The following is a 21050-nucleotide window of genomic DNA, read 5'->3' as shown; positions in this document are numbered from 1 at the left end:
TACAAAATCGTTACAATTCCGCAAAGTCTTCTCAACAAATAATTGCTATTGTATAACTAGGAAAATCATCGGAGGAGACCAATCCATGCAGAAAAGCATTCACCTTAAAAAAAGTGAAATCATCGTTGAAAAAATACTTCTTCTCAGTGCTGTTGCTGCCATTTTTATCATTGCGCTGATCGCTGTATTTGTCATCATTTCGGGTTGGCCTGTTTTGCAGAAAACAGGATTTTTCAATTTTGTCCTCGGAACAACATGGGATCCGACTCATGGTATTTATGGGATCCTGCCAATGGTGGTCGGGTCCATACTTGTAACCTTGGGAGCGCTTGTTCTGGGAATTCCCTTCGGGGTCGCAGGAGCCATCTTTATGGCTGAGATTGCCCCGCCTAAAGCTGCTAAGCTGATAAGACCTGCAATCGAACTGCTGGCTGGGATTCCATCGGTTGTCTACGGTTTTTATGGCCTGGCAGTCATCGTTCCTTTAATCCGGAACCATTTTGGCGGAACAGGTTTTAGCATTTTGGCAGGATCCCTGATTCTGGCCATCATGATCCTGCCTACCATTCTGAATCTCTCCGAGACTGCGCTGCGTGCGGTTCCCAGCGAATATAAAGACGGATCTTATGCGCTGGGAGCAAATTACTGGCAGACTATCAAATGGATATCACTGCCTGTAGCCCGTTCGGGCATCATCACAGGGGTCGTCCTTGGCATGTCAAGAGCAATCGGGGAGACCATGGCTGTCATCATGGTCACAGGCAACGTGACGCGTATACCCGGGACTCTATTTGACCCGATCCGTACGCTCACAGGAAATATCGTGATGGAAATGGGGTATGCCTCAGGGGAACATCAACAAGCGCTATTTGCCACCGGTATCATCCTGTTTATCTTTATCATGATCTTAAACCTGATCGTACAGTTTGGTGCAAAAGGCAGGTGGCAATAATGAAAGCATCAGCCCGGCTGGAAGAAAAAATAGCAAAATTATTGCTCTGGTTATTTGCGATCTGTACGCTTCTGGTTTTGTTCAGTATTATCGCGCATATTCTGATCAACGGAATCAGCGGGCTAAGCTGGGATTTTATCACCCAGGAACCAAAGCGAATGGGCAAGGAAGGCGGAATTTTTTCCATCATTATCGGCACCATCTACCTGACAGTAGCAGGCATTGTTCTGGCAACACCTATAGGAGTTGGTGCAGCCATCTACCTGACGGAATACGTAAAAAAAGGCCGGCTGGTACAAATTATCCGTTTTGCCACAGAAGCACTGGCTGCTGTACCTTCAATTATTTTCGGTTTATTTGGATTTGTCCTGCTCGTCATTACCCTGAAGATGGGATGGTCCATTCTATCAGGTGCGCTGACACTGGCTTTTATGGTCCTGCCAACCATTATCAGAGCTGCTGAAGAAGGCATCAAAACAGTGCCGGACTCATACCGTGAAGGCAGTCTTGCACTTGGTGCAACTAAATGGTATACCATACGAAAAGTTGTTTTGCCTTCGGCGCTTCCCGGAATTGCAACCGGTGTTATCTTGGGGATTGGGAGGGCAATCGGAGAAACAGCGGCAGTCATCCTGACCGCAGGCAGCTCCTTAGGATTGCCGACTTCAATACTTGAACCAACCCGGACACTTTCCGTTCATCTCTATATCTTAGCGTCGGAAGGAATATCGACCAAGAATGCCTATGCAAGTGCTACAGTGCTCATTATCGTTATCATTATCATAAATTTTCTGGCCAATAGTCTTATGGGGAAGCTTGCAGGGCGAAACGGCCAGAGTCACTGACAGAGAGAGGTGGTAATCAATGTTAGCTAACTTAACAGAAACAAATAATAAAATGGTAACCAAAGACCTGGAATTGTATTATGGAAGCTTTCACGCTTTACACGCAATAAGCTTACCAATCCTTGTGAATCAGGTTACTGCGCTGATTGGACCCTCAGGGTGCGGCAAGTCCAGCTTCCTGAAAACGCTAAACCGGATGAATGACCTGGTCGAAGGAGCAACCGTCAAAGGAAATGTTTATCTCGACAATAAAGATATTTATACCTCGGATATTGATCCGGTGACACTCCGCAAACGAATTGGAATGGTTTTTCAAAAGCCAAATCCGTTCCCGATGTCGATCTTTGACAATGTCGCCTATGGACCGCGGGCTCATGGCCTGAAAGATAGGCAGAAACTGAGTGAAATTGTTGAAAAAAGCCTTAAGGAAGCAGCTCTCTGGGATGAAGTCAAGGATCGGCTGAACCGTTCAGGGCTGCAATTATCCGGCGGGCAGCAGCAGCGGCTTGTCATTGCGCGTTTACTAGCAGTGCAGCCTGAAGTCCTGCTGATGGACGAACCGGCATCGGCTTTGGATCCGATTTCCACGGCAAAGCTGGAAGACCTGATCCTTGATCTTAAAGAACAATACACCATCGTTATTGTTACCCATAATATGCAGCAGGCCGCCAGGATTTCAGACTACACGGCATTTTTCCTGAACGGGGAAGTCATAGAATACGGCGTTACGAAAGAACTGTTTACCAAGCCTCTGGACAAAAGGACTGAGGACTATGTCACCGGAAGATTCGGATAAGGAGGAAACGTATTATGACCCGAAATTCATTTGCAACATCGCTGGAAGAACTGAGCCATGATGTCCTCATGATGGGTAATCTCGTGGAAAACATCATCACCTCCGCGATGAAATCACTCGAGGAAAGAGACTTGAAACTGGCAGAGAAGGTCCTGGCGGATGATGACATTGTGGATAATTTTCAGCTTGAGATTGAAGACAAATGTTTAACCATGCTGGCCCTGCAGCAGCCTATGGCCGGCGATTTGAGAACCATCGGGACCGCGCTGAAGATTGTTACCGACCTCGAACGCATCGCCGACCACGCTGTCGATATCGCGGAAGTAACGATTAAATTAAGCGATGAGCCTTTGGTGAAGCCGCTGGTTGATATTCCTAAGATGGCAAAGCTGGCGCGGGAGATGCTCAGAGAAAGTATCATTGCGTATACGAATAAAGATTTGAAAATGGCGCAAAGCCTGGCAGTGAAAGAAAAAGAAGTAGACCAACTATACAGGTTGGTCTATGAAGATCTATTGCATTTAATGCAAAAAGACCAAAAAAATATTTCACAGGGTATCAATCTGCTGCTCGTTGCGCTTTCCCTAGAAAGGGTAGCCGACCATGTGACAAATCTGGGTGAATGGACCATCTATCTGGCCAGCGGCAAAAGAAAAGACCTGAATGATGATAATCTTGTTGATATGGAATGATTGATGTTGAATGATAAAGCAATTGATTTATCATGGAATTGAAAGGAAAGTATACGAACTGTAGATGATATAATAAATCTTCCCGTATAAAACGGGAAGATTTTGCTTTCCTGAATAAATTCGCATGGAGGGATATTTTTCTACAAAGTTATCCACAGCTTAAACACAATTGTGAATAAGCGTATATACAGGTATATAGTTTTACATCAATAACGCTGTCCTAAAGCGAGAGATTCCATGTATTCATCCTGGAAAAGCTCTTCGGTGGACAGCTCGATATGTTCGGCATCCCGGGCGAGACGATCTGCTCTGCTCATTTCAATGGTCGAAAGCAGGGCCATCTGGGCACCGTTGCCTGCAGCGTTGCCAATGGATTGGATTTTTTCGGCGGGGACCTGCGGCAGGAGGCCAATGCCAAGGGCGCTTTCTTTGGCGATATAGTTGCCAAACGCACCTGCCAAATGAATCATTTCAAGATCGTCCGGTTTGACACCGAGATGGATCATCAGGATCCGGACCCCTGCGAGCACGGCACCTTTGGCCAGCTGAAGTGCGCGGATATCCATTTGGGTGATCGTGATATTTTCCCCAGTGGCCGATTCTTTCCAGGCCAGGACAAACTCTCGAATCCCATTGTCATTCAGGATTCTGTCCCGAAGTGCCGGTGGTAGTTCCGAGGCGCTTGCGTGGTCGATGATGCGTCCCTGCGAATTGATAATCCTGGCTTTGTGCATTTCGGAAATTGCATCAATCAAACCGGAACCACAGATGCCGCGTACAGATTCATTTTCTTTGCCGATGACCTCAAGTTCCACGTCGTCCGTGATCTTAACGCGTTCGATTGCTCCGTCGGCAGCCCGCATGCCAAATTTAATTCCGGCACCTTCAAAGGCCGGACCAGCTGCAGTAGAACAGGTCAGAATCCTTCCCTTTCCAGCTAAAACCATTTCCCCATTCGTTCCGATATCGATAAAGAGATGAATGCCTTTCAATTGGTCAATCTGCCCCGAAAGCATGACACCGACCGTATCGGAACCGACATAGCCCGCGACAATCGGCAGGACGGTGACTGGTGCATCGCTTAGAATCCGGAGTCCCAGCTCGGAAGCCTTGACAGTGACCGACTGGCGGAAGCCCGGGATAAAAGGTGCAGGGCCCAGATAGGTCGGGTCAATACCGAGGAATAAATGGCTCATTGTAGTATTGCCGACGACAACAGCTTGGTAGATCTCCTCGAGGGCAATGCCTTTCTGCCTGCACATATTGGCGATGATCTGATTTAAACCTTCGACAACTTGTGTCTGCAATTGGACCAAACCGTTAGGGTGATCCGAGGCATAGGTGATTCTGGAAATGACATCAGCTCCCGCTCCCTGCTGGGGATTGGTTATTGCCTCACGTGCAATAACTTTTCCGTTGTTTAAATTCATCAAATAGGCCACTACGGTCGTAGTTCCAATGTCAATGGCCAAGCCGAAGGTCCGGTCCAGCGTATTTCCGGATTGGACAGCCAGCAGGTCATTTCCGGAAGTAACGGCCGTAACCTGGAAAGAAGCATCACGCAGAATTCTGGGCAATTTGGCAGCAATCCCGCGGTTAAAACGCAGCGAAGCAGCCGATGCGGGAAGTCCTGCGGCCAAACGTTCCCAATCGGAACGCTGATCTGAAGTGCTTGGAACACTCACGTGTACAGCATGTTTGTGTACCAGCGGTACAAGTTCAAAGACACGGTTGTCATCTTCAAGTCGTGTTTTGCGGTCAAACACATCTTTTTGTTCGATCAGGATGATCTGCCTGTCGGATTCGACAGTTCGTTTGCAGGCCAGGACAACACCAGCGTCAATTTGTTCAGCACTTAAGAATTTTTTTTCTTCCGGCAGCGGTTCAGTACGGTCTTCCGGGGGCAGGATGACGCGGCATTTGCCGCAGGTTCCTTTGCCGCCGCAGGCGCTATGAAGATCTACGCCGGCAGTGATTGCCGCCTGAAGTATGGTACTGCCGGATGGAACTTTCCCGACGCATTCGTCCGCTTGGCAGGCGGATTTTTGAAAAGTGACATTGACCATTTTCACCATCTTGGAACGATGTTTATCCTGACTCATTTGCTGAAACCCTCCCCAGTTATTGAGTGTATTTCTTTACTGGTATTTATCCCCGCTGCAATGTTCTTCATTGATTGAAATAATATTGATATGGATTCGGTGAGGTACCCTCAAATGGTATAGAACGCAGCCCAATACCCCGAGGGGGTATATAAGAAGTATACGTCAAATTCCCTTTGTTTGTCAACAATTATAGCTGTACAATTATAGCTATACAAATAATTGAATAATCGCTAAAATATACATTGGTATTGCGAATCCGTACTTATTTATTCCAATTTATTCAGAGGAGAATCATCAATGAATCTAATTCAAATTGCAGCAGGCCCGATTATCGGCGCTATAATCGGTTATGTCACAAACTACATTGCGGTTAAGATGCTCTTTCGGCCCATCAACCCGATTAAAATTGGGAATTGGACATTGCCGTTTACTCCCGGCATTTTTCCAAAGAGAAAGGGGCAGCTTGCCAAAGCATTGGGCAATGCGGTCGGGAACAACCTTTTAACCAGTAAAGATGTAGAGAATATGTTCTTGTCAGAAAACATAAAAAACGCAATCGTTCAGGAAATTGGCAGCTCACTTTATGAAATGGATGAGCATCATACTCTAAAAAATATCTTCGCTGGGTTTGTTTCACAGGATGCCTATCAGGTTCTGAGAGAACAAGCCGAAAACATCATTTGCAGCAAGATCATGTCCGGAGTTTCCAGGATGGATATCGGGACAATCATTGCACGGGAGGGCAGAAGAGCAATTAAGGAAAAGATCCATGGGACGATGCTCGCGTTGATGGTCAATGACCAATTGATTGCGTCCGTGGCTTCTCCGATCGGAGCAAAGGTAGATGCATACATCCAGGAAAACGGTCAGGACATGATCCGGTCAATCGTGAGAGAAGAACTGGCGGTTCTTGAGAATCAGCCCTTAGCGACATTCATGCAAAAAATTGAGATTGAGGAGAAACATCTTACCGGTATGGTTGACAGAATCTATTCGGTATTCGTGCAGAAAAAGCTTGGAGGCTATATCAAACAGTTTGATATAGCCGGTGTTGTCGAAAAAAAGGTAAATGATATGGATGTTCTGGAGATTGAGAGACTTGTGCTTTCGGTAATGAAAAACGAGCTGAACGCCGTTGTTAATCTGGGAGCCTTGATTGGTTTCGTGATTGGGCTGTTGAACTTATTGTTAAAATAAATCATTTGTCAACAGCCGCTGAAATTAAAGGAACAACCTGTTTCTTTCTGGAAACGATGCCGGGCAGGCAGACGCTGTTTTCACCCAGATCAACGTTAAAAGCAAGCGAGATTAATTCTTTTTCTTCTCCGGAAAATAAGACTTCTGAGGCCTGGTCAAGAATATCGGTCACAAAAAGCATCAGCAAATGGTAGCCTTTTTCGGCACAAAGCTGTTTCATGAACGCAATCAGCGAATCTTCCATCTCCGAGATCTTTTCCCTGTCCATGGTGAAGACCTGCCCGATTCCAACCCTGTATTTGCCAAAGGTATAATCTTTAAAATCCTGATAAAATATCTCCTTTAGTGTTTTTCCCTGCAGAGAAGAGCCTTCTTTGAACATTTGATTGGCGTACTTGTCCATATCGTCAATCCCGGCTATTTCTGCCAGCTTTTCGGCCGTCATCTTGTCGACGTAGGTACTGGTCGGAGATTTGAATTTCAGCGTATCGGACAGGATGGCGGAGCAAAGAATTCCGGCGATGCTCTTCGAAGGACGAATTCCCATCTCAAAAAACATATTGGCAACAATCGTCGAGGTACTGCCTACCGGTTCGTTACGAAGGAAAATCGGACTGGCCGTCTGAATATCACCGAGTCGATGGTGATCGATAATCTCAAGGATTTCTGCCTCTTCAATGCCATTGACAGTCTGGGATTTTTCGTTGTGATCCACCAGAATTACGTTTTTCTTTCTCTGTGAAATCAGATGATATCTGGAGATAAATCCTTGGATCCGGTTATTGTCATCAACAATTGGATAGCTCCGATATCTGGTTTTTAACATTTTATCCTGAATATCATCAATAAAGTCATCAATGTTAAACGATATAAGGTTCTGGCTGGTCATGACGGCACCTACCGGTATGCTCTGATTCACCAGTCTTACGGTCGTATAGGTGTCAATCGGAGTCGTCAACAAAACAATATTCCTGCTGCGGGCTTCTTCGATCAGCTCCTGTGACGGATCCCCGCCGCAGGTGAGGATCAGGCAGGTGGTACCGTATTCCAGAGCTTTCAACTGGATATCCAGCCGGTTTCCTGTGATCACAATATCACCCGGCTCAACAAACGAATGCAAGTCATCGGGTTCAACAGCAGCAACCACAACCTTGCCGGTCGTCTCGAAATCTTCTTGGGAACCGCAGATCAATGTCGCATTCAGCGTTTCGGCTATATTGCGCAGGGTCGTTCTCGTTGAAGCGATGGTGTTGTTGTCCAAGGCATCCATATAATTATTGGTAATATCGGATAGGGTTACAATTCCTAAAAGCCGCTCATGATCATCAATAACGGGAATCGTTTTGATATTGTTCTTTTTCATAAGGTGCCAGGCTGTTTTAATTGAAATATCCGATGATACGGGAAAAGCCTGATCAACGTTTAAATCTGCCACCTGGGTTTTGACTGTAAAAAGATGTTCCGGAATTTCGACGCCGAAATGCTTCAGAACAAATTCAGTTTCCCGGTTAATATCGCCGAGCCTTTTGGGCACAGCATTCACGCCGAGCTTTTTTTTAAGTTCCGCGTAGGCAATTGCAGAACATATGGAATCTGTATCCGGATTCTTATGACCGGTGACAAATACTAATTTATCCATCCTTTATCCTCCTCTTTATTCCGAATCTATTTCCCCGAATCTGGGGACAAGTTCTCCGTTCACTAGAACATTTTCAAAGAACATTGCATAAGGCCGTGCAAAAATAATTCCTTCCGAATTTTTATAAATCACCAATTTTTCTTCGGTCTCTGAGTGAATGGCGGTGAAGAGAACTTCATAAATTCCGCCTTTAAAATGCTTATATTTTGGCATTCGGATACCTCCAGCAACAAATGCTATCCTATCATTGTATAATAAAAAGTGTAAATTCAAAAGAAGCAATCTTCAAAAGCCGTCTTCCCCAAATACTAACAAAGCTCATTTACAGATCAGCGTTGGCATGATATGCTTAATTTATGAATAAAATAAAGACAGTTCGAAATCCATCCTGTCTCTAAACAAAACTAGGACCACTACCGTCTTGGGTAGTTTTTTGTTTGGAGAGCAGTAGCTCTTTTTTTGTTTCTTGGGGAGGTTGCATGATATGTACATGTTGAAGGTGGAAAGCGGTTTTGACAGCGCGCACTTTCTGGCAGGCCATCCAGGCAAGTGCCGGAACATTCATGGCCACAGCTGGCGAGTGGTTGTGGAAATTGAATCTGAAACACTCGCAGATGAAGGAGAAGCCAGGGGTATGATTGTTGATTTTAGCCAGCTGAAAGCGGATCTCAGGCAGCTGGCGGATGACTACGATCATGCCTTGCTTGTGGAAGACGGAACGCTGCAAAAAAGTACGCTGGAACATCTTATTCGGGACGGTTTCCGGGTCATTGAGGTGCCTTTCAGGACAACAGCCGAAAATTTTGCCAGGTGCTTTTACGAGGCTTTGGCCGGTAAAGGATATCAAATGACCAGGGTTAGTGTGTTCGAAACGCCCGCGAATTGCGCGGTCTACGAAGGCAGACGGTGATTTAAGATGAAATACAGAGTTGCAGAAATTTTTTCAAGCATTAACGGGGAAGGACCGCGAGCAGGAGAACTGGCTGTTTTTGTCAGATTTGCGGGGTGCAATCTGCAATGTACTTACTGTGACACCCGCTGGGCTAATGAAGCGGATGTTTCTTACCGGGAAATGACGGGAGCGGATCTCTATAAACAGATCCTGGCCACAGGTATAAAGAACGTCACGCTGACAGGCGGGGAGCCGTTGATACAACCCGGTATTGCAGCCCTGACCGACTTGCTGTGCCAGGATCCGGCACTTTCCGTCGAGATTGAAACGAATGGCAGCGTCAGCCTGAAGCCCTTTTGCACAGAGGCTAACCGCCGTCCCGGATTTACGATGGATTACAAGCTTGCTTCGAGCGGTATGGAGGAAAAGATGGTTTTAGCGAATTTTGAGCTTTTGACATGCCGGGATGCCGTGAAATTCGTGGTTGGCGATCAAAGCGACCTGGCAAGAGCGCGTGAAATCATAAGTACCTACGGCCTGATCAAGAAAACTGCGGTATTTATCAGTCCTGTTTTTGCACACATTGCGCCATCTGAGATCGTTAAATTTATGATCGAGCATAAAATGGAGGGGGTGCGCCTGCAGCTCCAGCTACATAAAGTGATCTGGGATCCGGAAAAGAGAGGAGTATAAGCTCATGCAAAAAAAAGAAAAAGCTTTGGTCGTCTTTAGCGGCGGACAAGACAGTACGACCTGTCTTTTTTGGGCCAGACAGTTATTTACAGAAGTCGTCGCCCTGTCCTTTGATTATGGGCAAAGACACCGGCTGGAATTGGATTGTGCCAGAGAAATATGTGCTAAGCATCAGATTGAGCATCATCTGCTAGATCTCGGTTTATTAAATCAGCTTGCACCGAATTCATTAACCAGGCCGGAGATTGAAGTTGAAAAAAATCTGCCGGGCGACCGGCTGCCAAACACATTTGTAGATGGCAGGAATATGCTCTTTCTGTCGTTTGCAGCTATATTTGCCAAACAGAGGGGAATAAGACATTTGATTACCGGCGTTTCGCAGAGTGATTACAGCGGTTATCCGGACTGCCGGGATATTTTTGTTAAGTCCCTGAATGTAACCCTTAATCTCGCCATGGATTACGAATTTGTGATTCATACCCCTCTGATGTGGGTCGACAAGGCGGAAACCTGGAAACTGGCTGACGATCTCGGTGTGCTTCCGATTATTCAAGAAGAGACGTTGACCTGTTATAACGGTATTAAAGGGGATGGGTGCGGGGAATGCCCTGCTTGCCTGCTGCGGAAAGAGGGATATCAAAGATATTGCAGCGGAGTGAAATAAATGAGCTTGAAAATCAAACCATGGACAAGATGAGATAAGGCTGCTGCACAATGAAAATGATCATTAGGCAGCAACCTTTTATTTGCTGTTTGACACGACAAATTGCGCAATACTTTTTCATTCATTTCAGCTATAATTAAAATATTATGCCTTACATCGTGCGAGGTATAGAATCGGAATGTCCAGGGTAGAGTATCATTACCAGCGGGTGAGGTGATTGCATTGTGACGTCACAATGGCAGAAATTCCGGGAATACTTTTATTTTGATGATGAACTGGGAATCCAAGTGGATGTTAGCCGTTCAGGATTTTCGGATACGTATCTGGATGATATGGAAATACGCCTGCAGGACATGTATTGCCAGATTCAGGCCTTGGAACAGGGAGCGGTTGCCAACCCGGACGAGCAGCGGATGGTTGGGCATTATTGGCTGAGTGATCCTGAATTAGCTCCGCAGCCGGAAATAGGCGCGGCAATCAAAGATACCCTGCACCGTATTCTATACTTTGCGCAGGATGTTCATGCGGGTACTATATGTGGTCAAAAAGGACGCCCTTTCCGGAACGTCATTGTTGTCGGCATTGGTGGATCTTCTTTAGGACCGCGTTTTGTTTCCGAGGCACTCGGAAAGAAAGGTGATCCGTGTTCGCTGTACTTTATCGATAACACAGATCCTGACGGTATGGACCGTATTTTTGCTGAGCTGGATGCTAAGGCGGATGCAACATTAACGATCGTAATCTCCAAAAGCGGCGGCACGGTTGAAACCCGCAACGGAATGGAAGAAGTTCGTCATTTTTACGTAAGCCGGGGGTTGGACTTCAGCCGTCATGCGGTCAGTATCACTCAGCCAGGAAGCGGATTGGATCAGATCCGGATGAAAGAGGACTGGCTGGACGCTTTCCCGGTTTGGGAATGGGTTGGCGGGCGGACTTCTGTCTTGTCTGCTGTGGGGCTGCTGCCGCTGGCTTTACAGGGGATTGATATTAGCGGTCTTTTAGATGGAGCTAAGAAGTGTAACGCTCTGACCAGGAATCCAGATGCGAAAAACAATCCTGCTGCCCTGATTGCCTTGGCGTGGTACGTCTTGACAGGAGGCAAAGGCGGGAAGCAGATGGTTATCCTTCCTTATAAAGACCGTTTGGAGCTTTTCCCGAAATATCTTCAGCAATTGATCATGGAGTCTCTGGGAAAAGAAAAGGACTTGGACGGAAATATTGTCCATCAGGGAATTACAGTACTCGGAAATAAAGGAACAAGTGATCAGCATTCCTATATCCAGCAGCTGCTGGATGGGCCCGGTAACTTTTTTGTGACCTTCATAGAAGTACTGAAGGACAGGGATGGAGACTCAATCCAGATTGCCGAGGAAAGCACCAGTGGTGATTATTTGCAGGCTTTTCTGCTCGGGACGAGGAATGCCCTGTCAAACAAGGGCCGAAAATCAATTACGCTGACAGTGAGAGACCTCAGCCCCGTAACGATCGGAGTATTAATTGCCCTATACGAACGTACGGTGAGTATGTATGCCCAGCTTGTGCATGTTAATGCTTATCACCAACCGGCTGTAGAAATGGCTAAAAAAGGTGCGCAGGAAATGATTCAATTAAAGAACCTGGCCCTGCGTGTTCTAAGGGCGTGTAAAACTGGAGGATTAACGGTTGAAGAAATTGCATTGGAAATTGAAGCAGACGGGTCTGTAGTAGACCGCGAAATGCTCTATAAGATTCTTAAGCATCTTGAAGCGAATCGGGGAAACAGGATTATAAGTCAAAAGAGCGGCAGTGAATTTGAGGCTTTATACCAGGTTGCGTCTGATCAACAGTGAGGAGAAAAGTAACATGTATTCAGAGCAAAAATATGACGATACCTTGAAATTTTGGATGAAAAATGATTACTTTGACGAGCTCAGCAGGAGGGAACTGGCGGAAATAACCGATCTGAAGGAGTTGGAGGACCGGTTCTATACGACGCTGGAGTTTGGGACCGGCGGCATCAGAGGGGTTCTCGGCGCAGGAACCAATCGTCTGAATCGTTATGTTATTCGCAAAGTTACACAGGGGCTGGCCGACACGATCTTGGAGCATGGACCGGAGGCGTGTCAGCGAGGGGTTGTCATTGCGTATGACAGCCGCTATTTTTCCAAAGATTTTGCGCTGGAAACAGCGTTGGTACTGGCAGTGAATCAGATTAAAGTCTACCTGTTTGAAAGTCTGCGGCCGACGCCTGAGCTTTCATTTGCTGTCAGGTACCTGCGGACAATTGCCGGCGTAAATATCACGGCCAGCCATAATCCGAAGGAATACAACGGCTATAAGGTCTACTGGGAGGATGGCGGGCAGCTGCCGCCTGCTCCTGCTAAGCAGATCATTACCAAGATGGCTGAAAGAGAAGACTGGAGGATTGTGCCGGCAGACCGAACCAGAGCCCTGGAGGAAGGGATGGTCCAGATGGTCGGAGATCAGGTGGATGCTGCCTATCAGGCTGAGATATTCCATAGTCTGCTGAATACAGAACTAACGCAAACTTACGGTACAAAGCTGAACATTGTCTGCACGCCGCTTCATGGAACCGGCGGCAGGCCTGTCCAAAGCATTCTTAACAAAATGGGCTTTACGGCTTTCCGGATGGTTGCAGAACAGGAACAACCTGATCCGGAGTTCCCGACGGTGAAATCCCCGAACCCGGAAGACCCGGAGTCGTTTGCGTTTGCTTTAACACTGGCAAAGAAGACACAGGCGGACCTGGTACTGGCCACTGATCCGGATGCAGATCGCCTCGGAGCATATGCCCTGGACAGAAATGGTCAATATTGCCGTTTTACCGGTAATCAGATTGGCGTAATCCTGACGTATTATATCCTGGATCAAAGAAGACGGAACCACAGACTGCCGGACAATGGCGTGATCGTCAAGACGATAGCCTCTACGGACCTAGCCGAAGCAGTTGCAGCTGATTTTGGCGTCAAAACAGTGAATGTGCTGGTCGGCTTTAAATATATCGGAGAAAAGATCAAAGAGATGGACGTACAGGGCGGGGGGACATTTTTGTTTGGCTTTGAAGAAAGCCATGGTTACCTGGCCGGTACGTATGCCAGAGATAAGGATGCAGTCCAGGCTTCTGCGCTGCTGGCTGAGGCGGCATTGTATTACAAGCAGATAGAGAACAAAACCTTGCCGGATATACTGGCGGAACTTTTTGCGCGTTACGGCACTTTCCTCGATGAACAGGTCGCTTTTGCGCTGAGCGGCAAAGAAGGCCGGGAACGGATTGCCGCTGTAATGGACAGACTGCGGACGGCAAAGCCGCTTTCTGTCGCGGGGCTCAGCGTACGGTTTATTGATGACTATCAGCAAAATGTCCGATGGGATGCGCTGGAGAAAAAGACGGAAGAAACCAATCTTCCTCGGGAGAATGCGCTTCGCTTTTCCTTTGAAGGGGGAGGCTATGTCATGGCAAGACCTTCCGGCACGGAACCAAAAATACGTTTTTATTTCTGTATCAAAGGTTCTACCAGAGCTGAAGCGGATGCTACCTTGGCCCGTGTCAAAGCGGAAGTCTTCGCCCTGATTAATGACCTGATGGTTTGATTATGGTAGATTACAGCAAAGACAGGAATGAACAATTACGATACATGAACCATGTTCGGATATACCTGGTGAATGAACGAATCAGGGTAAGAACGGTCTAAAAAAGTCTGAATGGAATTTGTCGGTGGGATGCCGTCGTATCTTTGGTTTGCCCTGAATACGGCAGCGGCCGAAATGGATAAATCGAAGGTCATGAATAGAATGACAATCCATGTCACAAGGGTACTCATCTTCATGGGAAAGTTTTCGATTCTTTTACTGATAAATGGGTAAATATACTTAATGAAGACAACGCCCAAGGTTCCCCAGAAAAATGAGTATACCAGCGATGTCCTGCCAAGTATATCGAGCATAGAATAACTGTAGTCCCAGGATATAAAACCAAAAGCATATTCCTGTATCAGACTGCAGATAAGTTCATACAAGCATCCTATAAAAGCGCTTATAAAAAATAAGGACCATTTATTTTTGAAATTTGTTCTTTGCAGCAGCAAAATAACAATAACGGCTGCAAAACCGTAGATTTGACTGAAAGGACCATAAATCAGACCTGACCTGCTTTCGATATATCCATGCAGAATAAAACAGTAGATGGATTCAAAAACAAAACCAAGGATAGAAGCAATAAAAAATAGCCAAACCATTTTGTGAAAATGATAGGGTGTTTTCTTCATATCAAACGCTCCTAACGTTAGGTAATGTGATACAGGAGGCATTCAACAAGAAATTTGGAAAATCAAAAATCTGGAATTAATTATAGCATTTCATTACATAAATTGTAAGAATGATATAACCGTGGTTATCCGAATGATCAGTTTACAGAGAATTGTTAAGTGAATGGAGGTGAAGGGCTTGCAACACTATTTTGTCTCTCCGGAGGGCCTAAAAGAAATAGAATCACAACAGATTCTGGCAGAGGGAAAGTTTAGCATAACCCTCTTCGCTGCTGAGGAATGGAAGCTCCTGAACGGGCACTTGGCATCTGCCGGATCTGCAGGGATCGACCGTGTTCTGGGAAACCTGAATCCGCAGGGGAATAGCTTTAATCAAAGATTTGAACGTCTGCACCCTTCTCTGTTTTTTATTGGTTACAGCGATTTTGCTGATGACACTAAAGAATTTGCGATTTACTTTTTTCTGTCGGCGAATGATATGACGATATTGCGCAATGACCGGCTTGAGTTGCCGCAGATCAATGACTGGGCCCGGAGAGGGCTGCTTACGACACCTTCCGATCTGGCGCAGCTCCTCGGCATGGAAATACTGGAACACCATCAGCGCCAGCTGGAATTACTGGAAGATGATGTGGACCGGATTGAAGAAAATATCCTGGAAACTCCTGAAAGATGGCAAAGAAGTGAAATTATCAACCTTCACAAAAAAATACTCGGATTAAAGAAGTCACTGAATGCACATCAGACGATTTTCAGCAGACTGGCAGCCATGGATAATCATGATCAGGGGAAACCATCGTGGAAAGACCTGGTTGCCGATACCCAGCAGAAACTTGAAAATGCACGGCAGACCCATGAGCTGATTGAAATCCTGATGGAAGCCTACCAGCAGGCCATTGACAACCGGGCCAATGATATTATGAAAGTCCTGACGCTTCTGGCCACGATCCTGCTGCCGATTAATCTGGTTACCTCTTTCTTTGGAATGAATTTTGAAGCAATGCCGCTGATTCACTCGCCTTTGGGGATGCCGCTCTTTTTCGGTGTATCCGTGTTGATTGTGACAGCAGTACTTATCCTGTTTTGGCGTAAACACTGGCTGAGATGAAATCCGATGCACGCATGGAAAACCAAATCCATTCATTGAGAAAAAACAACCATTTAGGTTGTTTTTTTTACATTCTGTAGAAGATTCTCCCAACAGAAGACTTAATGAGATAATCTTATGTTATTGCAATGTAATTGAAAGAATCATACAACGGCTTTTGCTGAAAAGTAAGGTTTATATAGGGGGTCATATAATGAATTTAGTTAATCGAAAAGATGATCATGATTTTTTAGACAAACATAGACTGAGTCAGAAAAACAAATTTATCATCTGCTTGTTATTTATTGGGATCCTGGTTTTGGTGCTGTTTTTTGGTAATTTAAATACAGCTCCGGGAATTATTATAGGGAGTATAATGGCTGTCGTCACGTTGCTGATGCCGCTGATCTTTGGGTATACCGGCCTTATGGTTACGCTGATATACAGCATCATAGGAATCACTGCTCCATTCAGATTCGGAATAATGCAAGGTGACCCATATTATTTTGCTATTGCCGTGTTCATCCTGGCTAACTTTTTGGGATCTGCGATTATTGCCATTGAAGTTGAACGCAATAAAAAGACCCAAAAAGTACTTGAGACCCTTTCTGTAACAGACGGTCTGACAGAGATCTACAATCACAGGTATTTTCAGCAAAAGCTTGACGAAGAAATTGCGAGGGCGATCAGAGCAAATCGTACGCTTGTCTTGTGTATGATCGATATTGATAACTTTAAGATGTACAATGATTCCTATGGCCATTATTTCGGTGATGAAATACTAAGGAAAACAGCCGGGCTGATCCAAAACACAACGAGAAAGTCAGATATTGCCTGCCGCTACGGCGGGGACGAATTTGCAGTAATTTTGCCTGATTCCGGCGTCGAAGAAGTCCATTTTGTCATGGAAAGACTTAAAGAAGCATTTTACAGTCTGCGATTTTCTTTTCCGGATTGTCACGTTACAAGAACTTTAACGCTTTCGGTCGGTTTCTCAATTTTTCCTGATCTGGCGGAAAATAAAGATCAACTGATTACCCAGGCTGATGCTGCCCTTTACCGGGCCAAATATCAGGGCAGAAACACAATCCAGCTTTATAAAAATTAATACAAAGCATACTGTATATGGTTGCCCATTTATTTAAAATGCGCAGTACTAGAATGAATATTTGCCATTGATCGTTTAAGATGAAAGGGAAAATAAATAAAGCTAAAAAAGAACTCAAAAAAGGAATAAAAAAGAAAATGTCGAATATACCCGAGGATAAAAAGGAAAATTATTCATTTTCTGGTCCGGACAGATAAAATAGAAAGGAAGATATGGCAAGAATACTTTTGGTTGATGATGAACCGATGGTGCTCAACGCTTTAAAGCGTATCCTACATTCGCGGGGATACGAGCTGTTTGCCGCAACGACCTCGGAAGAAGCGCTGGATTTTCTGCAAAAAAGCGCGATAGACGTGATCATTTGTGACCAAAATATGCCGGGAATGCTGGGTATTGATCTGTTAAAACGTTCAAGAGAAGAGTACCCGGATGCCGTCAGAATTTTGATCACTGGTTCGTCAGACATTAATGTTGCAATTTCAGCGATTAACGAAGGCAGCATTTATTATTACCTCGCCAAGCCTTGGGAAAACGAAGAAGTTATTTCAGTGGTCGAAAAAGCCCTTGCCGATAAACCTGAACACTTCTATCCGGAACGCAAAAAGGAACAGGAGATCAAAAAAATCCCTGTATGGGAAGATGAGACCATTATTTTGATTGACCTGTCGGAGGTTATTTATTTAACGGCAGCTGAAGGGGATGTTGTTGTTATCACCGAAAAAGGAAGATATCAAAGTCCTGACTCTTTAAATTCGTGGGAGAAGAAGCTTGGATCCGGCAGCTTTTTTCGGTGCCATCGAAGCTATATTGTCAATATCGATAAAATTGAAAAAATCAGTCCCTGGTTCAACAGTGCGTATAATTTAAAGTTGAAGGACACGAAAGAAACTATTCCTGTCAGCAGAAACTCTACTAAAAAACTGAAAAGTTTATTTGGGTTATAAAATAAGAGTATAGGAATCAATTATGAATCAATATCTAAAAAAAAGAACGATACCTGGTGTTTTATCCGCCCTTCGTGAAACGGAAGATGATAACCTGACAAGCTATTATGAAAATACCATGGTCAGTATGTATATGTCTGTGCTGCTCTTTCTGGCAGCATTTGTTAGTTTTTTTCCCCGTTATTTTTATCTTGCCAGTGACTGGCAGACGTGTTTCGTAGACAGTTTAATTTTGCTGGTTTTGGCTCTGGGATTTAACATTGTTCCGAAATTAGACTTTGAGATGAGATATGCTACCTGGATGATCTCGGGGCTGACCGCCCTGACACTTCTGTTTTTAACGGTCAGAATGTATGATCTCATCGGACCGGCTTTGTACACTTTTGCGTATATACAGCTTATACTGGCTACGATCCGGGTTACCCGGGTTATGATGGTCACAACAACGGTCGCCATACTGTTTTCGATATGCTATGTCATTTTCCATTCCTATCATGTTCAGTTCTACCAGATGACGACATTGTCTTATGTTTCCCAGCTGATCCTGTTTATGGTCTTAGTGGTCGTTATGGCGGCTATAAATAATGTCAGTATCGGCCGTTACCGCAGGCTGGAAAAACAGCTTCAGGAAGCAATCCGCCAGAATGAAAAAATTACCGGATTGTTTAAACAAAACGTTGCCTCAGATGAAGAATTGAAAACAACGATCAGCCGTTTAAAGAGAACGCAGGAACAGCTTGTCCAACAAGAGAAGCTTGCTGCGATTGGACAGCTAGCTGCCGGGGTTGCTCATGAAATCAATAATCCGCTTGGTTATATTTCCAGTAACTTTGAGACCTCTCGTCTTTATTTCAATCAGTATACGAATATGATCAGCGCCTATCACAGCTTTTTGGAGCAGCTGCACCCAAACGAGAAGGATTTGCTTGCCTCGCAGATAGAGAACTTGAGAAAGCTTGAAGAAACCAACAACCTGAAGTATATCTCAACAGACCTGGAAGATTTGTTTTTTGATATTGAGGATGGCCTCAAACGGATCAGTGAAATTGTAACCGGACTTAAAACCTTTTCCAGAGCGGATCAAGGCAACGAGTTTGAAGATTATGATCTGAATAACGGCCTGAAGAATACGCTTTTGGTGGCCAGAAATGAGATTAAGCACCATGCCAGGGTAATTGAACTGTTTGGGGAGCTTCCTTTGATCCAGGCGAAGGGCAATCAAATTAATCAGGTGCTCTTGAACATCATCCTGAATGCAGTCTACGCCATAAAAACAAAAGAACCGAAGACACTTGGCTCTATCATGGTTAGTACAGAAGTCGCGGGTAATTTTGTGCGGTGTCAGATCGAAGACAATGGGACAGGGATCAATAAGGAGAACCTGAAAGAGATTTTTAATCCATTCTTTACGACAAAACCTGTTGGGCAGGGTACAGGCCTTGGGCTCAGTATTACCTACGATATTGTTGTTAATACGCACGGGGGGCAGATTTCCGTTCAAAGCACGCCGGGCGTAAGTACGAGGTTTATCATCCTGCTGCCTGTCAGGCAGCAGCCGGAAGCCGAAGCAGGTGAAGAAAATGAATGAAGCGATTTTGTTTGTAGATGATGAAAGAGCAATCTTGCGGGCACTGAACAGAGCTTTTTTTAGCAGCGGCTACGAAGTCCTTACTGCGGAAAGCGGTGAAGAGGCTCTGGAGACTCTTCAAAGGAAGAAAATTGATCTTCTTGTAACGGATGTCAAAATGCAGGGTATGGACGGCTTTCAACTTTTAACACAAGTCAAAGAAAAATATCCATCTACGATCAGATTAGTTCTTAGCGGGCATGTCGATAAAAACATGCTTCTGAAAATACAGCAAAGTTGTCTGGCCAAACATTATCTGTTTAAGCCATGGCAAAACAAGGATCTGCTTAGGACCATGGAACAAATCTTCGAAGTGGAAAAGATCTTGAAAAACCGAAACCTGCTGGAAGTAATCAATAAAATTGAATTTCTGCCATCCCCTCAGAATGTCTTCAATAAATTTAATTTTCTGATCGAACAGGATGCGGGCATGAAGGAAATTGCCAAAACGATTGAAAGTGATCCTTCCATAACGGCGAAAGTATTACAGGTAGCAAACTCTGCCCACTTAGGGGTAAAAACAGGTTCGGTCATCCAGGCTATTAATTATTTGGGGCTAACGGATGTCAAAAATATTGTTTTAAGCGCCTGTCTGCATCAGGAAACCAAAGGAGAAAAGAATGCGCGTTACCAAAGAGATATCGCGATGCTTTGGCTTCATGCCGTAACGACCAATACCATTCTGAATGTTTTTTACCAGAAGATCCATCACAAGAAAATGCCAGAATCGAGTTCAATGGCCGGATTACTGCATGATGTCGGCAAAGTGGTTCTGCTGAATAATTTTTGGGACGAATATATGCGGGCAGTTGAGAAGAACATGGGTAACCGGGATTTATTCCACTATTATGAGCAAATCGAATTTACGGATGTATCCCATGGGGAGATTGGCGGCCATTTGTTGGATTGGTGGGAGCTTCCATATTCGATTGTGGAGTCCGCTCTATTTCACCACTGTCCGCTTGATGAAAAGGTTATCGACAAGGAAATGGTTGCCTTAGTGCATATTGCCGATATTTATTCCTGGAAAAGCATCCACAAGGCGGAGTCTGCACAAGTCGATCCGCAGGTGCTTGATTTCCTAGGTATTAACAAAGACGATCCTGATCGTTTTTTGGACGAGGCTGGGATTCGCCATCCATCGTAAAAAAACAACCATTCAGGTTGTTTTTTTACATTTTGCGGCAAATTGTCCATCTGAACAAAATGCCATGGTATGCTATTGACAGAAGCGAGTTACAAGGAAAGGCGGGAGAAGTTCTAAATGAGCTGCGTTCATGATGTCGTCATCTATTTTGAAGAGGGAAGCGAAACACAAGATTATAAAGCTCTAGCCGTGATTTCCAGCTTGAAAAAGATCGCAAACATCATTGAGTTTTATCCGAAAGATATCGGCAGCAATCATCAGAGTGCAGAAATCATCAAGGAAGAAGGGTTAAGAATCAGGTTTTCTACGGAATGCAATCTCGAAAAAATCCAAAAATTCTTCTTTGAAACCATCTCCCTAAAAGATTACGAATTGGGGACTTCAGACCACTAGGATG

The 21050-nt window shown here is 45.0% G+C and carries 20 protein-coding genes; 16 read left to right on the top strand and 4 right to left on the bottom strand.

The genetic code is table 11. The features are described 5' to 3' along the window. Nucleotides 1-85 precede the first annotated feature (85 nt). Genes pstC through phoU form a run of 4 tightly spaced genes read left to right on the top strand, consistent with a single transcriptional unit; the run spans nucleotide 86 to nucleotide 3285 of the window. Nucleotides 86-952 carry a phosphate ABC transporter permease subunit PstC gene (gene pstC / locus DHBDCA_RS13735; RefSeq protein WP_015044834.1) on the top strand — a complete coding sequence of 289 codons (867 nt, stop codon included), beginning with the start codon at nucleotides 86-88 and terminating at the stop codon, nucleotides 950-952. Then, nucleotides 952-1797, top strand: coding sequence for a phosphate ABC transporter permease PstA (pstA, locus tag DHBDCA_RS13730; protein WP_015044833.1), 846 nt, complete (start codon nucleotides 952-954; stop codon nucleotides 1795-1797). The genes pstC and pstA overlap by 1 nt, the downstream gene beginning before the upstream one ends. Before the next feature lie 19 nt (nucleotides 1798-1816). Further along, nucleotides 1817-2593 carry a phosphate ABC transporter ATP-binding protein PstB gene (pstB, locus tag DHBDCA_RS13725; RefSeq protein WP_015044832.1) on the top strand — a complete coding sequence of 259 codons (777 nt, stop codon included), beginning with the start codon at nucleotides 1817-1819 and terminating at the stop codon, nucleotides 2591-2593. Nucleotides 2594-2607: 14 nt separating this feature from the next. After that, nucleotides 2608-3285: a phosphate signaling complex protein PhoU gene (phoU, locus tag DHBDCA_RS13720; RefSeq protein ID WP_015044831.1), complete on the top strand. Its 678-nt coding sequence runs from the start codon at nucleotides 2608-2610 to the stop codon at nucleotides 3283-3285. A 206-nt stretch (nucleotides 3286-3491) separates the two neighbouring features. On the opposite strand, the gene DHBDCA_RS13715 is transcribed toward phoU, so the two are convergent. Beyond that, the gene (locus tag DHBDCA_RS13715; protein WP_015044830.1) at nucleotides 3492-5387 is read right to left on the bottom strand and encodes an ASKHA domain-containing protein; all 1896 of its coding nucleotides are present in this window, start codon (nucleotides 5385-5387) and stop codon (nucleotides 3492-3494) included. A 300-nt stretch (nucleotides 5388-5687) separates the two neighbouring features. Here DHBDCA_RS13715 and DHBDCA_RS13710 point away from each other — a divergent pair, with 300 nt between their 5' ends. Then, entirely contained in the window at nucleotides 5688-6587 is a 900-nt protein-coding gene (locus DHBDCA_RS13710; RefSeq protein ID WP_015044829.1) for a DUF445 domain-containing protein, read from the top strand. A gap of 1 nt (nucleotide 6588) precedes the next feature. Here the strand turns inward: DHBDCA_RS13710 and DHBDCA_RS13705 are convergent, their stop codons facing one another. Then, entirely contained in the window at nucleotides 6589-8226 is a 1638-nt protein-coding gene (locus tag DHBDCA_RS13705) for a putative manganese-dependent inorganic diphosphatase (RefSeq protein ID WP_015044828.1), read from the bottom strand. A gap of 15 nt (nucleotides 8227-8241) precedes the next feature. After that, nucleotides 8242-8439 carry a DUF1653 domain-containing protein gene (locus DHBDCA_RS13700; RefSeq protein WP_015044827.1) on the bottom strand — a complete coding sequence of 66 codons (198 nt, stop codon included), beginning with the start codon at nucleotides 8437-8439 and terminating at the stop codon, nucleotides 8242-8244. 271 nt (nucleotides 8440-8710) lie between these two features. Between DHBDCA_RS13700 and queD the strand changes: the two genes are divergently transcribed. From queD to DHBDCA_RS13675, 5 genes are all read left to right on the top strand, one after another. Beyond that, nucleotides 8711-9136, top strand: a complete 426-nt coding sequence (queD, locus tag DHBDCA_RS13695) for a 6-carboxytetrahydropterin synthase QueD (protein WP_015044826.1) — start codon at nucleotides 8711-8713, stop codon at nucleotides 9134-9136. Nucleotides 9137-9142: 6 nt separating this feature from the next. Then, nucleotides 9143-9811, top strand: a complete 669-nt coding sequence (queE, locus tag DHBDCA_RS13690) for a putative 7-carboxy-7-deazaguanine synthase QueE (RefSeq protein WP_015044825.1) — start codon at nucleotides 9143-9145, stop codon at nucleotides 9809-9811. A gap of 4 nt (nucleotides 9812-9815) precedes the next feature. Then, a complete protein-coding gene (queC, locus tag DHBDCA_RS13685; protein ID WP_015044824.1) occupies nucleotides 9816-10475 on the top strand; it encodes a 7-cyano-7-deazaguanine synthase QueC in 660 nt (219 codons plus the stop codon). A 224-nt stretch (nucleotides 10476-10699) separates the two neighbouring features. After that, a complete protein-coding gene (locus DHBDCA_RS13680; RefSeq protein WP_015044823.1) occupies nucleotides 10700-12304 on the top strand; it encodes a glucose-6-phosphate isomerase in 1605 nt (534 codons plus the stop codon). A 13-nt stretch (nucleotides 12305-12317) separates the two neighbouring features. Next, nucleotides 12318-14066, top strand: coding sequence for a phospho-sugar mutase (locus DHBDCA_RS13675; RefSeq protein WP_015044822.1), 1749 nt, complete (start codon nucleotides 12318-12320; stop codon nucleotides 14064-14066). Nucleotides 14067-14101: 35 nt separating this feature from the next. Here DHBDCA_RS13675 and DHBDCA_RS13670 read toward each other — a convergent pair whose 3' ends face one another. Continuing rightward, complete coding sequence (locus DHBDCA_RS13670; RefSeq protein WP_015044821.1) at nucleotides 14102-14740, bottom strand: putative ABC transporter permease; 639 nt, start codon at nucleotides 14738-14740, stop codon at nucleotides 14102-14104. 169 nt (nucleotides 14741-14909) lie between these two features. On the opposite strand from DHBDCA_RS13670, the gene DHBDCA_RS13665 reads away from it, so the two are divergent. From DHBDCA_RS13665 to DHBDCA_RS13640, 6 genes are all read left to right on the top strand, one after another. Further along, nucleotides 14910-15848 carry a CorA family divalent cation transporter gene (locus tag DHBDCA_RS13665; RefSeq protein WP_242824923.1) on the top strand — a complete coding sequence of 313 codons (939 nt, stop codon included), beginning with the start codon at nucleotides 14910-14912 and terminating at the stop codon, nucleotides 15846-15848. A 193-nt stretch (nucleotides 15849-16041) separates the two neighbouring features. Continuing rightward, nucleotides 16042-16935 (top strand): GGDEF domain-containing protein, encoded by an 894-nt coding sequence (locus DHBDCA_RS13660; protein WP_015044819.1) that lies wholly within the window; start codon nucleotides 16042-16044, stop codon nucleotides 16933-16935. A gap of 212 nt (nucleotides 16936-17147) precedes the next feature. Then, nucleotides 17148-17879, top strand: coding sequence for a LytTR family transcriptional regulator DNA-binding domain-containing protein (locus tag DHBDCA_RS13655; RefSeq protein ID WP_015044817.1), 732 nt, complete (start codon nucleotides 17148-17150; stop codon nucleotides 17877-17879). A 22-nt stretch (nucleotides 17880-17901) separates the two neighbouring features. Then, on the top strand, nucleotides 17902-19467 hold the full coding sequence (locus tag DHBDCA_RS13650; protein WP_015044816.1) for a sensor histidine kinase: 1566 nt from the start codon (nucleotides 17902-17904) through the stop codon (nucleotides 19465-19467). After that, complete coding sequence (locus tag DHBDCA_RS13645) at nucleotides 19460-20653, top strand: HDOD domain-containing protein (RefSeq protein WP_015044815.1); 1194 nt, start codon at nucleotides 19460-19462, stop codon at nucleotides 20651-20653. The genes DHBDCA_RS13650 and DHBDCA_RS13645 overlap by 8 nt, the downstream gene beginning before the upstream one ends. 117 nt (nucleotides 20654-20770) lie before the next feature. Next, nucleotides 20771-21046 carry a histidine kinase gene (locus DHBDCA_RS13640; RefSeq protein ID WP_015044814.1) on the top strand — a complete coding sequence of 92 codons (276 nt, stop codon included), beginning with the start codon at nucleotides 20771-20773 and terminating at the stop codon, nucleotides 21044-21046. Nucleotides 21047-21050 lie beyond the last annotated feature (4 nt).

Source organism: Dehalobacter sp. DCA (assembly GCF_000305775.1).
Taxonomy (GTDB): Bacteria; Bacillota; Desulfitobacteriia; order Desulfitobacteriales; family Syntrophobotulaceae; genus Dehalobacter; species Dehalobacter alkaniphilus.
This window is presented reverse-complemented; position numbering and strand designations above follow the sequence as displayed.

What these genes read in the sequence shown, in the direction of transcription:
- DHBDCA_RS13705 (WP_015044828.1), bottom strand. Translation starts at nt 8,226, where the DNA reads ATGGATAAATTAGTATTTGTCACCGGTCATAAGAATCCGGATACAGAT.
- DHBDCA_RS13655 (WP_015044817.1), top strand. Translation starts at nt 17,148, where the DNA reads ATGGCAAGAATACTTTTGGTTGATGATGAACCGATGGTGCTCAACGCT.
- DHBDCA_RS13650 (WP_015044816.1), top strand. Translation starts at nt 17,902, where the DNA reads ATGAATCAATATCTAAAAAAAAGAACGATACCTGGTGTTTTATCCGCC.
- DHBDCA_RS13640 (WP_015044814.1), top strand. Translation starts at nt 20,771, where the DNA reads ATGAGCTGCGTTCATGATGTCGTCATCTATTTTGAAGAGGGAAGCGAA.
- DHBDCA_RS13660 (WP_015044819.1), top strand. Translation starts at nt 16,042, where the DNA reads ATGAATTTAGTTAATCGAAAAGATGATCATGATTTTTTAGACAAACAT.
- queD (WP_015044826.1), top strand. Translation starts at nt 8,711, where the DNA reads ATGTACATGTTGAAGGTGGAAAGCGGTTTTGACAGCGCGCACTTTCTG.
- queE (WP_015044825.1), top strand. Translation starts at nt 9,143, where the DNA reads ATGAAATACAGAGTTGCAGAAATTTTTTCAAGCATTAACGGGGAAGGA.
- DHBDCA_RS13645 (WP_015044815.1), top strand. Translation starts at nt 19,460, where the DNA reads ATGAATGAAGCGATTTTGTTTGTAGATGATGAAAGAGCAATCTTGCGG.
- pstC (WP_015044834.1), top strand. Translation starts at nt 86, where the DNA reads ATGCAGAAAAGCATTCACCTTAAAAAAAGTGAAATCATCGTTGAAAAA.
- queC (WP_015044824.1), top strand. Translation starts at nt 9,816, where the DNA reads ATGCAAAAAAAAGAAAAAGCTTTGGTCGTCTTTAGCGGCGGACAAGAC.
- phoU (WP_015044831.1), top strand. Translation starts at nt 2,608, where the DNA reads ATGACCCGAAATTCATTTGCAACATCGCTGGAAGAACTGAGCCATGAT.
- DHBDCA_RS13710 (WP_015044829.1), top strand. Translation starts at nt 5,688, where the DNA reads ATGAATCTAATTCAAATTGCAGCAGGCCCGATTATCGGCGCTATAATC.
- DHBDCA_RS13715 (WP_015044830.1), bottom strand. Translation starts at nt 5,387, where the DNA reads ATGAGTCAGGATAAACATCGTTCCAAGATGGTGAAAATGGTCAATGTC.
- DHBDCA_RS13700 (WP_015044827.1), bottom strand. Translation starts at nt 8,439, where the DNA reads ATGCCAAAATATAAGCATTTTAAAGGCGGAATTTATGAAGTTCTCTTC.
- DHBDCA_RS13675 (WP_015044822.1), top strand. Translation starts at nt 12,318, where the DNA reads ATGTATTCAGAGCAAAAATATGACGATACCTTGAAATTTTGGATGAAA.
- pstB (WP_015044832.1), top strand. Translation starts at nt 1,817, where the DNA reads ATGTTAGCTAACTTAACAGAAACAAATAATAAAATGGTAACCAAAGAC.
- DHBDCA_RS13670 (WP_015044821.1), bottom strand. Translation starts at nt 14,740, where the DNA reads ATGAAGAAAACACCCTATCATTTTCACAAAATGGTTTGGCTATTTTTT.
- pstA (WP_015044833.1), top strand. Translation starts at nt 952, where the DNA reads ATGAAAGCATCAGCCCGGCTGGAAGAAAAAATAGCAAAATTATTGCTC.